Source organism: Tumebacillus algifaecis (assembly GCF_002243515.1).
GTDB classification, from domain to species: domain Bacteria; phylum Bacillota; class Bacilli; order Tumebacillales; family Tumebacillaceae; genus Tumebacillus_A; species Tumebacillus_A algifaecis.
Window position 1 is genome coordinate 519,813 of record NZ_CP022657.1, and the last position, 14,063, is coordinate 533,875.

At 43.2% G+C, this 14,063-nt stretch carries 4 protein-coding genes; all 4 read left to right on the forward strand.

The window, feature by feature from the left end; genetic code table 11:
• Positions 1-597 precede the first annotated feature (597 nt).
• A complete protein-coding gene (locus CIG75_RS02575) occupies positions 598-3,501 on the forward strand; it encodes a hypothetical protein (RefSeq protein ID WP_094235234.1) in 2,904 nt (967 codons plus the stop codon).
• Complete coding sequence (locus tag CIG75_RS02580) at positions 3,488-6,208, forward strand: amidohydrolase family protein (RefSeq protein WP_094235235.1); 2,721 nt, start codon at positions 3,488-3,490, stop codon at positions 6,206-6,208. Before CIG75_RS02575 ends, CIG75_RS02580 begins: the two co-directional genes overlap by 14 nt.
• Positions 6,209-7,852: 1,644 nt before the next feature.
• Positions 7,853-8,923: a serine hydrolase domain-containing protein gene (locus tag CIG75_RS02585; RefSeq protein WP_094235236.1), complete on the forward strand. Its 1,071-nt coding sequence runs from the start codon at positions 7,853-7,855 to the stop codon at positions 8,921-8,923.
• A 34-nt stretch (positions 8,924-8,957) separates the two neighbouring features.
• The gene (locus CIG75_RS02590; protein WP_094235237.1) at positions 8,958-14,063 is read left to right on the forward strand and encodes a non-ribosomal peptide synthetase; all 5,106 of its coding nucleotides are present in this window, start codon (positions 8,958-8,960) and stop codon (positions 14,061-14,063) included.

The following is a 14,063-nucleotide window of genomic DNA, read 5'->3' on the forward strand; positions in this document are numbered from 1 at the left end:
AAGTAGCAATACGTTTTTTGGTAATCGCGAAAAAAGATGACGCAGTAGCATTGAAAGTAAATGAATCGTGCATTGCAGAGATTATTCTAATAGGAGCTATCCCGTGGTGCATCTATACGCTTTCCCGTTCAGCAATGATTTGTATCCTGAAAAATTACTAACTTGAGTCCGACCAGTATCTGAATCGAGCGGAGGAATTTGTGGAGTATTTGAAGAGCAATAACCACCATCAACTCGCAGCGTTCTATTCGGACAAAGCGTTGTGCTTTTACAAAAAAATAAAATTTATATAGTAAAACGTTTTTGCTTATATATTTGTTAAAAATTAAATATGGATAGGTCGATTTCCTCAAACTTGTTGCTGAATCTCTTCATCAGCAGGTGAAACACGAAGATGCCGATAAATCTCCAACGAGATGGGGAGACGTGAAATAGGTGGCAGAGAGAAGAAGGGGTGGACACTATCATCGTCGCTAGATTAAAGATACTAATCATTCCATGAGTGTAACTGTTTATATTTATGAATTTCATAGAAGGGGAATAAATTATCATGTCGAACATAGTTAATTGAAAATTTCATTCGTGGGGGTAAGTGTTTTGGATAATCTAAAATCAAATTTGAAGAGCGGTCGTTCGGGAGTATTCATTGGGGCCCGTAACTTAAATGATGAAGTTTATAACATATTGCCGACCTTTGATCTACTCCTCAAGCAAATCGAGCAAATACGGGAGCAAAGCTACAATGAAATGGACTCAAATGAGTCAGGTACCAACTTCAAGAAGGACGTCAATAACACGATCGGTATCTTCGGTGCGAGAGGCACGGGGAAGACGTCTGTTCTCTATACGCTGATCAACAAGCTACTCTCTTCTGGGAACGAGGTATCTGCACTCTCGTCAAACATGGTGATGGGAATTATCGAACCGGACCATTTTGGAGACAACACAAAGATTATGGGCTCAATTGTAGGTTTCTTGAAAAATGCGGTCGAGCAGCAATTGAAGAAGATCGAAAGTTTGGGACAGAAGGGTAAAGTAAAAGGCTTGCATGAATACTTCAACAAGGGGATGCTTCGGTCAAACAATCGTTTACGGAGTAGCTTGAACGAGTTGATCGAATATCACATGTACACTGAGAATGAGTATCGTCAACTTTTGATGCATACTTACGATGATCTTGCTACTCATATTAATAAATCTTCTAGATTGCTAACTCCTGACATCGAGTTTAAAAATAAGTTACACCAACTCATCACCATCCTAGTTGATAACCATCGCTACGTAGTGAGCAACTCCTCGGACGGATCGGAACTAGTAGGTGAGGTACACGAACCGCTTTTGTTTGTGTTTGTTGATGATATCGATCTGAAAATGGTGCGAAGTAGAGAGTTGATGGAGGCGATATTGCAATACGCCAATCATCCCCACGTGGTCACGGTATTGTCTGGGGATTACGATATCTTGCTGGAGTCGGTCACGCTGGCACTGTTGCAGGATGAAAACCTTAAGTGGAGCAATATAACTCCCCGGTTTAAAGCCAACAACCAGGTATCAATTAAAGATCGTAAGCAAAACTTGGCGCATGAATATATCAAAAAAATTATGCCGCCTGCGAGACGTCATCAACTTTTGCAATGGAACGAGAATAACATTCCAAATTTTTCTTTCGATAAACGAACACTAATGGAGCAACTGGATAAACTGCTCGGAAGCAAAAATCTGTTTAGCTACCAGTTAGAAGGCTCGTCAAAACTTTATCCAATCACTAAAAGTTTTAGCATTTTTGATCGGACTCCACGAGGGATTGTGAACGTGTACTATCATATTCACGAGATGAATGAGCGGTTTGCCGAGCTCTGGAGAGTTGATCGCGAGTTAAGCGAACAAGAGAAAAAAGAGCGATTCACGCTTGTGAAGTCTCTAGTCGATACGATTTTGCTATCTTCGACAGAACTAGCTGCAGAACAACGAGGCATTCTAGAAAAATTTATCCAATGGGGACAAGACGCCAGCAACACTTTTCTGGATTATTCGTATATTCAAGGATTGCAAAATAAAAGTAAAGCAAGGGGTACTTCAAAACAGAATGCTTCTAATCAAAAGAATGCTCTAAATCAGCAAAGTTCCACTAATGATGATTCTAATCAGTCTTCCTCCAGCCAAGGTACTAATCTAATAATACCGCTGCTGATTGTAGGAGAAATGATTCGAAGTCTGTTGGATGAAGTGCGATTGGATCAGGGGATGTGTGACGAACTGCAAGTAAGTGCACTACTGGGCATTCTTCAATTGGATACATGGACAACAAATAAGTATGGACATGTTGTCCGTGATATGCTGTCATTCATTAGCTTTCAAAATGCCCTCATAATGACCAATCGTTTGCTGGATAAAAAGGAGTGGCTCGTTCAGCCCTATGATGGGGAGTCAGAGAAAGCCACATTTTGGAAGGAGAAACTGGATCGTTTGTTGCTTACTGAAATAAATAAAATCGTCAGTGTAGGAAAAGAAGAGAATTTACTGAGCAGACTATTTTATGCGCAATATGTTGGAGCTAAACAGTCGGGTCCCCGTATTAAATATGTTGGTCTCATATTAGATTTTTTGAAAGAAGCTAGTAACACCACGGAGGATTTAGCGTACTATAAATCTCTTTATGAGTATCCTATAATGGATGGCCCGTGGGTGAAATTGCAATCCTGGTTCGAAAATACTGAGTTTGCCCAGGAATTGTTCATCAATTTTATCGTAGAGATCAATTCGTGGGACGCGATTGTATTCGAAAACAAATTTAAAGAAAGTCAAGGACATCATATTCAGCCGGCTTCGGTCGAAGAGGAGACAAGTGTAAGCGCAAAGTTGAAAAAGATTTTGATCGCCATTAGGAGGAAGCAACAGAAGAACGAAAAGTTTACGCCTGCTCAAAAAAATCGTATCGATAATCTTATTAAGCAATTCTATGATTCATTATTTAGTAAATTGAGAAAGGAGCTTGAAAGAGATAATTTTGTAATTGAGTGGAAAGATAATAAGACCATTGTCAATGCAATCAGTGATTTCAAGCTCGGTCGCCCAGATGGATTGACGGAAACAACAAAATATAAGCAAACTAAACGACAAATTGAGAGTACTATAGAAGAGCGAGAAACGTATGTACAGTATAGTAAACGTAGATATGAGCTACAAGGTTTAGCTAACAACTATAACGTGTGGTTCGGAAGACGAGAGGCCGAATTACTACTCCAGACCATGAAACAGCAAGCATACATGGCGCCGTCAAATCTACTGCCGGACGAACTGTGGGTGTTGCGTCACCTTGCGGATTACTTAAATCAAGTTCATACAGCTGTTCAGAGAGACGCTGACTACGAAAAAGTAAAAGAGGAAATGCGCCATAAGCTAGCCGAGGGATTTAATGAAGCGAAGAATTTAGTAGAAACTGATCTGAGCGATCTTGGAATCGATTTGGAGGAAGACGAGGAATCAGATGCAAATGCTTGACAAAATGCAACTAACCCTTCAAGTGGCATTCTTTCCTTTCAAGGACCTTTTTTGCTCTAGCAACGATGAATTGGTAGAAATGGCATGGCAGGTTCACCGTCAGACTAAAAAAAGCACTGCATGCTTGAATGCATTCTTGGAGAAGCTGTATCCGTCCATCATGTCCCGGTGCATTCCTTCCAGCTTGGATGAAATCAACCTGCTTCTGGAGAAGTTTCATCCATACTTGTTTCGGAGATACTTTCGTTACGACAGCTTAACTAGAGAGGAGATGGAGAGTCTCTTATACGAGTATTATTTTGATCTCATCCAACAATTCACGCGAGCCTTGATGTCCCATCGCGATGGCGAGATGGTTTTCAAATATTGGAACCATGAACTAAGGAAGCAAGATGAAGCAATGGCTGACATCTGGCAGGCGTACACGGAGTTTGATAAAGTCCATATGTTCAGTCTGCTAAGTCGATTGCTTCCATTGGACTTGTTCGTGGCAAGTTATTATGCTTCGAATCATTTATTTGAGCCGTTGCAGTTGGACGGATTGTATCAACATATCAATCTAGCAGATGCGCCATTGCACGACGTTCTGAGGAATGGAGTTTCTGAAAACCATCTCCATGCCAGTGCAGCGTTTACTTTTACGATGCTGTGGCAGACTTGTATGAACTTTAACGGAGATTTTTCCCATAGCCAAGTTGGAAAGTACTTAAAAAACTTTCGTGTGTCTTTCACTTGCAATTCTAGCGAGGTCAAGGAATATATATTGACAGCTCAATTGCTTCGGTACCTGTTGGCGCATTATATCGCATCTGCACCTACACATTCTCTAAGCCAGTGGATCAGGGAGAATTTACGGCAGTTCCAATCTGTTTACCAACGGCTTGTCTTCGAGGATTCTTCGTTTGCTACAGTGGAAGAATTGAAGACAGCGTTGGAACTAGTGAAGAAGGAACTACCCATTTGTAAAGAGGGTGAAGTTGATTGGATAACCGCTATCTTTGATGAGTATCGATGCATTCATACCTATGGGGAAAACATCTTCCTACAGCAAGTCATGAAATTCAAGGAAGTGCACTCTGATCTGAATCGTGCCGACCTGAATGAATTCCTGCATGTGTTTTTTCGCTATCTGCGAATTAAAAATGAGTTTTATCAAGAGGTAAACCAATCGAATTCGGTGAAAGGACTTGATTATTTTCGGAGTTATTTTGATCGGGCGACGGATGGCTTTAGTTCGCAGGAAGAGCATTATTTTTTGAATATGTTGAGGAATTTGTTCCAGAATCAGTATTTGAAGAAAGTGGAGTTGCGTTTATCAATCGCCCCTCGTGAATCAAAGAATCGGTTGAAGATCCTTAATATTCTTAGATCATATAGACAGATCTTGGCTGAAGACTATCTGGTAGATCACAACAAGGAGGCTAGTTTTCCGAGAATTGGTCTTGTCTATCACTTAATCAAGCAAAAAGATAATATTGACAAGGATTGGATGGAGTACCGCAGAGATAATAGTCGACTGGACCGCCTTCATTATGGTCGTATTCAACAGGATTATCTGGACAAGACTAGCATGATTATGCGGCTACGGAACCGCATTCCGTATCTTTCGAATTTCGTCGTCGGTCTAGACGCGGCCAGTCTGGAGAACCATACGCCGATTCAAGTGTTCAGTCCTGTGTTTGAAGTGGCGAGAAATAGTGATAAAGATGGAATGCGAATGTTGGATCGAGACGGTCACAAGGTGCGACACCAAAGCTTATTCTTTACCTTTCATGCGGGCGAGGACTACCGGCATCTGAACTCAGGCTTGCGGAGAATAGACGAAGTGATCGATTACTGCAAATTCCACTCTGGCGATCGGGTCGGACATGGTATCGCTTTGGGTGTGTCCGTCGAGAGGTGGGTACAAGAAAATGAACAGGTTCTCCTTCCTCAAGGCGAGTATCTTGATAATCTTCTTTGGGCCTGGGGCGTATACACGCGTGCTTCCAGCTATAATTTTAATACATTCTCGTATCTGCAACACAAAATATACAAAGTCTTGCAGAACGTTCTGAAGGATGACTTCCGGCACGGCATGTCCATTGAAATGTTATATGAGGTTTACCAGACCCGGTTCAAACCGATTCAGGATATTGTAGCACCATCTTCGCAACAGATGGCGGCTGCGGTTAGGAACAACCGGGTAAACAGGCAATTCCAATTCTTACTTCACATGTATCACGACAAAACATACTTGGAGCGACTCATGGATCCAATCTTTGTGCGGACGACGGAAATTGAAAGAGAGATAACATTGGACATGCAGAGGTATGTCAGGCATAAGGTTGCCCACAATGGAATCGTAGTGGAAGTCAATCCCTCCTCTAATTTTGCCATTGGTGATATCAAGTCCATCTACGAAAATCAGTTTTTTCAAATTCATCAGCCCGATGATCGTGATGTGCCGAACACTCTTGTCAGCATTAACACAGACGATCCCATCGTGTTCAACACGAATATTAGCAACGAATTCGCTTATTTGTATTACGGTATGCTGTACAGAGGAATAGGCAGAAGCGAGGCGCTGAACTGGATTGAAACGATTCGAAAGTCGGGGATGGACACGTCGTTTATCCGTGATGACGTGAGCAATTATGAGTATTTAAGGCAGTTAGATTGTTTGCTAGCCGCATTAGAGGACCCACACTATTGTGAAGAAAGCTAGGCTGTCTTCACAATAGTGCCAGCCCTGAGATACAGAAGTGAACATTTCTGAGTGGTAGAGCCACGATCTGAGGTACTTTCATTGGTGCACGCGAAAGTCCTCGATATGATTTGGAAGCAAGTTTGCTTTATCTAAATGGCGAAGATACACTGGAGATTTCAGACCAGATTCCTGAAGTATGGTGTGCACAGCAAAGAATTTTGGCTCCCGTACAAATGTGGTGGTAAGGCATGCGAGACAGTATCTAGGTTGGTGATTTGGAAACTCACTTATACGAAAGAATGCGGTTTCTGAGCTTCTGGACCGTCGGGATTACGTAACCGATGCGTTTCAGAAGCTCGATTTTTTGTATTCTTGCCTTCAGTAAAACCGTTCGTATTTGGGTACAGGAAATTTCATTGTCGCTCGTTCCGATCTGTTTTGCTGGTACCAGTGGCGAAGCATGGGAGCTGATTCGGGACAGGGTTCTCGATGAGCCGGATATTTATGATAACGACCGTCGAGGCGAGTTGGTCAAACGAGTCATGGAGAGGTAAAGCGCGGTAGACCGCCAATCTATGGTGTTGATAGGATAAACGTTGATGACAAGACGAAGAAAATCTTTCGAGCCTATTGGTTCAAAGAATATGGTGTTCAAGAAGTAGTGCTCACACGACTACAGTTCATTAGTTTCCGATATAGTAAATGTATTTATTATTTCCTCTTCCTTCCTCCAGTACTTTCGGGCCAAGCGAAATAATTCTTGACCCAATTCCTCACCATGCTCATGTTGATCTCCAACTCGCGCGGGAAACACTCAAACTGCTTTTGGTCGACGGGATGGGCTATCTTCAGATGGACAGGGTAGCTTCAATCTTATTTCAAGTGAGGAGTGCGCGATATGAGCGCGGCAGTATATCATGACCAGTTACAAGAACATCGGGAAGTGGGGAGAATTGATAGGAGACTCTGTCCAATAAAGGGAACCGACATAAAGTTTTAATGTAGCCACAAATATCTTATCAATTCATATTGGCATAGCTTTTACGGTTATGGATTAGATAAGGGAAATAGTAAACTTGAAGTCTATCAACAATTTTACACCAAAATTCCCTATGATCTGTTATGATAAGTAAAATCATATACTGTTCAAATTAAACAAGAACCATTAGGGATAATATGTTCTATTTCGATGAAGATTCCGATGTACAATGCCCAAAGTGTTAACGATTTGATACTTCTTAAAACGCAGCACTTCGCAACGAGTGCAACGAAATCGCCTTTTCTCGTCAAAAAGAAAGACAAGCGATTATTTTGAGCCGAAATAAGTAATTTACACATACATTTACCTGTGATTTTAAATAAAAAAATTCATTTTGCTGAATCAAATATTCGATCAGAGGTGAGCAGTATGCAGACGAATTTTTTGATGAGCCGGAATCGCAAGGCGTTTCATTGTTCTTGGGCGCTCGTTTAACGCGAGGTGGTTAGGTAATCGTCGAGAGATGAAAATTATATTTGACAATAATGAATATATTTGTGAAAATATACAAATCAATAGGAATTCTTTACCAATCTGACTAATTGGGCTCGCTTCTCCAGCTATCGAATATCTGGAAATGATTATAGGGATGTTAATAGACATTTACTGAGGATGGAATTGTCATGATGGGAAAAGAAAGCCAACATGAAAGTGCCATAATGGAGTTACACCGCTATATGCAACAGGTTACTTCTGAAAACCAGATAAATGGCGCTGTATTAGTCATAGAGGCTTACGGACAGTTACTGTTGTTTGAGGCATACGGAGATCGACAAACCATGCCTGACTCGCTTCCCATGATAAAGGATACGATTTTTGATCTGGCCTCCTTGAGCAAAGTTGTCGCCGTTTTGCCTGCCGTTTTGCACTTGGCAGGAGAAGGGAAATTGAAACTTGTACAGACGTTGTCATCCATTTTTTCGCTTAAAGCGGGAGAACCTTTGGCAAAGGTCACAATTGTAGACCTCCTCACGCACCAGGCAGGTTTGTCGGCTCAGACTTTTCTCAAGCAATATGGGCGAGATAAGGAACAGATCATTCGGGGGATTTGCGAAGAACCTCCTGACTATGCATGCAGAACGCAGGTGAAGTACAGCAATCGTGGATTTGTACTATTAGGTGAAATTATCGAACGGGTAGGCGGAACAACACTTGATCAATATGTTGCGAAGAACATATGGCATCCGCTTGGCATGACAGACACGTGCTACAATCCATCACCTGTCCTTACGTCACGCATAGCGCCCACAGAATTTATTCCGGAGCTTGGTGCGTGCAAGAAAGGGATCGTTCACGATGAAAACGCAGAATGGCTCGGAGGCGTGGCTGGGCATGCGGGGGTCTTCTCGACGGCTGGAGATCTTGTCAAGTTTTGTAGGATGATCCTGGACCTTGGAAGGTACGAAGGCCGCCAGCTGTTACCGGCAGAATTGGTGAAAGAATCCTTGCGCAACCATACCCAAGGTCTTGGAGAGTCGCGGGGATTCGGCTGGGATACTTTTCAAGTGCAGGGCCAAACAGAACCGGTATTCGGTCACCTAGGATTCACTGGAACAAGTCTCTGGATTTCTCCGCAGAAGGAGTGCTTTGGCATATTGCTCACGAATCGCGTTCACCCGGATCGGGAATCACAACAGATCCGGACGATACGGCGTAATGTGTTGCAAAAAATGATTCAGGCAGTACGATGCTAGCGAGTGATAGCATTTATCAAGGAGGGGGCTACCGATGTCCTATTCCACTTCATCTAGTATGGAAGTGAAAAAACGAGTTCACCAATTGTTTGAAGAACAGGTCGAACAATCGTTATTGTCTACTGCCCTTGTTTTGGGTGATCATGCATTGTCCTATGTTCAACTCAACGAAAAAGCAAATCAATTGGCACGGTATTTGCGAGATCGCGGAGTAGGAAGAGGGGATTTTGTCGGGATCGGTATGGAACGCTCGTTCGACATGTACATCGCCGTACTCGCTATCTTGAAAGCAGGCGGTGTTTGTGTTCCGTTTGATTCGGATTACCCCAAGGAACGATTAGAATATATGCTGGAAGATGTGGGGGTGTCGCTCTTGGTCACTCAAACATCACTCGCAAAATGTTTTCCCCTTCCGGAAAATAATATCTTCTGTTTGGATTCGAATTGGAGCATCGTCGAAAAAGAACTCACCGACAACCTGAACATCGAAGGAACACCCGAGGATCTTGCTTATATTTATTATACTTCTGGCTCAACAGGCAGACCAAAAGGTGTTATGGTACCTCATCAAGGTATTGTGCGGCTTGTGAAATACACAAATTATCATGGTTTCCACCGTGACGAGGTCTTTTTGCAGTATTCTTCGATTTCCTTTGATGCCGCAACTTTTGAAATTTGGGGAAGCCTGCTGAACGGTTCGCTCTTGGTGATCTATCCTTCACCGACGATTGATATCTTTGAATTCGGGGAAATTCTGATAAGACTACAGGTTACTACTTTGTGGATGACCGCAGGATTCTTTCCACTTGTTGTCGACAATCAGCTTGATTCGCTGCGTTCCCTGCAAACCATCTTTGTTGGAGGTGACGTGGTTTCAGCGATTCATGTGAAAAAAGTTCTACAGTACTTGCCGGGAATTCGTGTTGTGAATGCTTATGGCCCTACAGAAAATACAACATTCAGTACTTTCTTTGAAATGACGGATGTATCTCAAATCGAAGAAAATATCCCAATTGGGAGATCGATCAACCATTCAGAGGCTTTTGTTTTCGATGAGTCTGGAGTACCTGTTGTAATGGGGGACCCTGGAGAGTTGTATGTGGGAGGGGCCGGATTGGCACGCGGTTACTTGAATCTCCCTGAACTCTCTAGGGAAAAATTTATTCCCCATCCATTGCAGACGAACACAGATGCAAAATTATATCGAACCGGTGATCTGGTCTCTCAGAGGCCGGATGGAAACTTGGAGTTTTTGGGGCGGATCGATCAACAGGTTAAGATACGCGGATTTCGCATCGAACTAAGTGAAATTGAAGCTCAGATTCGAAACTGTGCTAACGTTTTGAATACAGTTGTAACGGTTGTGACAAAATCACCTAGTGACAAAAGGATAGGTGCCTATTTTATCGCTGAACCGGGTACTGTTGTGACTGCGAAGGATGTGCGACAGGACCTGCAAAGTCGACTGCCTTCCTATATGATGCCAACGTATTTTCAACAACTAGAGGAGTTTCCTCTTACCTCAAATGGGAAAATCGATAAAAATCGACTGCCACAATTCGATGCTTCTGATCGGAAAAGATCGTTGATTGAGCCCCGTACTGAGACGGAAATGAGGCTCTCGGCTCTGTGGAACGAAGTGTTGGACACCCCTGTAAGCAGCTTGGAAGATGATTTTCTGGAGGCAGGGGGGAATTCACTTCTCGCCATAAAACTTCTGACCCGCATCTCAGCTGAGTTTGGCATCCGCTTGAATATAAGTGTGATTTTCGAATTGCTTAAACTGGGGGATTTGTCCAAACGAATCGAAAGAGAACTGAAAAATAATTGCGCGGAAAATGTGCCAGTAATTCCGGATGTCGACTTGGAATATCGTCGATTATCCTTGGCGCAAGAACAGTTGTGGATGCTGGATCAACTGGTTGCGGAGCGCTCTGCTTACAACATCGTGTCCGCCTATAGAATGAAGGGCGTACTAGATACTGCTGTTTTGCACCGTAGTTTTCTGATGATGATTGAAAGGCATGAGATACTCCGCACGGTTTTTACCCAAAACGATGGAGATGTGCAGTACCAACGTGTGGAATCGTTTGAAGTGCCTCTAACAATCATTGAATTGCAGAAATTCAACTCGGATGAAAGGGAGGATCTTTTCCAAGAGAAGCTCAGTGAATTAATGGCTACACAGTTCAATTTGGAAGAGGGCCCATTGCTAAATCTAACCTTGTTTCAGATGACTGCTGAGGAGTTTGTGTTTGTGCTGGTCGCCCATCATATAATTTTGGATGGCTGGTCGCTTGGCATTCTGTACAATGAGATATCACAATTCTATCGAGCCGAGAAGAGGGGTTCGTGTCAACCGATTCCTGCTATTCAGTATCGTTATGCAGATTATGCGAAGTGGCAGCGTGAAAATTCGGAGAGCAGCAAAGTACGAGGGGATCTGGAGTATTGGAAGCAACAATTGTCAGGAATACCAGATCTATTGCCGTTACCAACAGACTATCAACGTCCTGTAGTCGAGAGTAATAAGGGAGGAACGTACTACTTCCGCGTATCGCACGATTTGCATGCGAAGTTGAATTCGCATGCAAAGGCAAGGGGTATGACGCTGTTTATGGTTATGCTTGCTGCGTATAAGACTCTTTTATTTCGTTATACGGGTCAAACTGACATCACGGTCGGGACACACGCGGCTGGCCGCGAGACGGATGCATTCGATTCTCTAATTGGATATTTTGTGAATACACTCGTGTTGCGAACAGACTTTTCTGAAGACCTCTCGTTTGAAGAACTGCTTAAGTTGGTAAAGCGTGTGACGCTGGAAGCTTTTTCACATCAAAGTCTTCGCTTTGAGCAGTTGGTGAAAGAGTTGAAACCGGAACGCAGTCTGGGATGGAATCCGTTATTTCAAGCTGCATTTGTTTTGCAAAACGTAGATATACACAATTGGAACCTTCCAAATGTTGAGGTAACTCCATTTGAAGCCAAGCAGGAGTTTAGCAAATTCGATCTTTCCTTATTCATGGAAGAGACTCAGCAGGGACTGACAGGGAAATTGGTTTATAGACTGGACTTGTTTAAAGCAACCACCATCAAGCGGATGATGGATCATTATTTGAAGCTCTTGCAAGTCATGGTGGAGGAGCCGGACCGTAGAGTCTCGACAGCTCAACTGGTGTCTGCAAATGAGATGCAGACCATCGTAGCGGAAAGTCATGGCGAGTGCATGGAACTATCTCATTCTTTTCTATTTACTGAAATGTTTGAGCAAGTAGCGGCAACGTATTCGAATAGGATCGCACTCATCTACGAGGATAAACAATACACCTATCAAGAATTGAACCGTATTTCAAATCAAGTAGCACATTTCTTGCAGAAAGTTGGAGTTGGGCCCGGAAAGTTGGTAGGGATCTATTTAAATCGTTCCGAAAAGTTGTTGATCGCAATGTTGGGGATCTTGAAGGCCGGCGGGGCGTATGTTCCGTTTGATACGAAGCTTCCCAAGGAACGAATGGAGTTTATGATCCAAGATACTGGACTTGTAGCATTGATCACTGAGGAAGATTCGCAAAGTGCAGGAACAAGTTCGACCGTTATCGTGAACCTTGAGCAAAAATGGGAGCAGATCATCTGTGAGCCCGATTGGAATTTACCTTGTGCGAATCATGCGGAGGACCCGATCTATTTGATTTACACATCGGGGACTACTGGAAAACCGAAAGGCGTTGTGATTGAACACAGGAACTTATTAAATTACCTGCATGGCATTATTCGCGTGATGAAAGTGGAGCCAGGCATGAGCTTTGCAACCGTTTCGAGTTTGGCGGCTGATTTAGGGAACACGATGATCTTCCCAGCCCTAAGTACGGGTGGGACGCTTCATATCATCAGTTCAGAGCGCGTAATGGACGCTGAGGCATTAGCCGAGTATTTCGGGCGGCATTCGATTGACTTTCTTAAAATTGTTCCGTCGCATTTTCAGGCGCTGTCTAGTTCTGATATGAAACAAGTTTTACCCCAAAAATGTTTGGTGTTTGGTGGTGAGAGTCTTAGAACACGCCTGTTGAACAAAATTCATCAGGTGAGTCCTGAACTTGTGGTCATGAACCATTATGGTCCGACAGAAACGACTGTAGGGGTTTTGGCATATCGAGTACCGAAGCATACAGGTGGTGAGCATGATGCTATCGTCCCGCTGGGGCGACCACTCGCTAATAGCATTGCGTACATTCTAGATGCAAAACTCCAACCAGTGCCGCAGGGTGTACCCGGTGAACTGTACATTGGAGGTGCAGGAGTTTCAAAAGGATATTTGGGTAATCCTGAACTGACGAATGAACGGTTTATTCCGGATCCTTATTCAGACAAACCGAATAGCTATTTGTATAAATCGGGAGATCTTGTGTGCCGCACGGAAAATGGTTTGATCTCCTTTATTGGCCGACTAGATCATCAAGTCAAAATCCGTGGGTATCGGATTGAGCCGGGGGATATTGAGTCGGCGCTACTCTCGTACCCGTCCGTGCAAGAAGCGGTTGTCATTGCACACAGCGTTTCGGGAGAACAAGCCCGTCTCATCGCGTATGTAGTCTTAGTTGAACTAACGAACGCCACACCGGCTGAAGTAAGATGTTTTCTTAATCAGAAAATCCCTGATTATATGATACCAACTGAGATTGTTTTCTTATCGGAAATGCCACTCAATGCTAATGGGAAGATCAACAGAGGCGCACTCCCGCTTCCGGAACTGTCCAGAGTGATTTCTGAAGAATTGGAAAGCGAATCAGGTACGCCATTGGAAATCGAGTTGACTTCCATTTGGAGAGAAGTGCTTGGAGTAAATACGATCAACCGCTACGATAATTTCTTTGACCTCGGAGGACATTCTCTTCTCGCAACACAGGTGCTGTCACGCATTCGGAAATCTTTAGGGATAAACATAACGTTACGTGACCTTTTCCAAGCTCCGACAATTTATCAGTTAAGCCAAGTCGTGGAGTCTTGCGAAACTGAGATTTCGATGTCACTTTCAAATCCTCAGGAACTAATCGTTGAAAGTCTATCTGAAATGGACCTTGATGATCTGTCAGATGAGGATGTTGAAAAATTATTAATAAATCTACTGGATGGAGAGTGA

Excerpts from the sequence above, each read along its gene's own strand:
- CIG75_RS02580 (WP_094235235.1), top strand. The coding sequence starts at position 3,488 with ATGCAAATGCTTGACAAAATGCAACTAACCCTTCAAGTGGCATTCTTT.
- CIG75_RS02585 (WP_094235236.1), top strand. The coding sequence starts at position 7,853 with ATGATGGGAAAAGAAAGCCAACATGAAAGTGCCATAATGGAGTTACAC.
- CIG75_RS02590 (WP_094235237.1), top strand. The coding sequence starts at position 8,958 with ATGTCCTATTCCACTTCATCTAGTATGGAAGTGAAAAAACGAGTTCAC.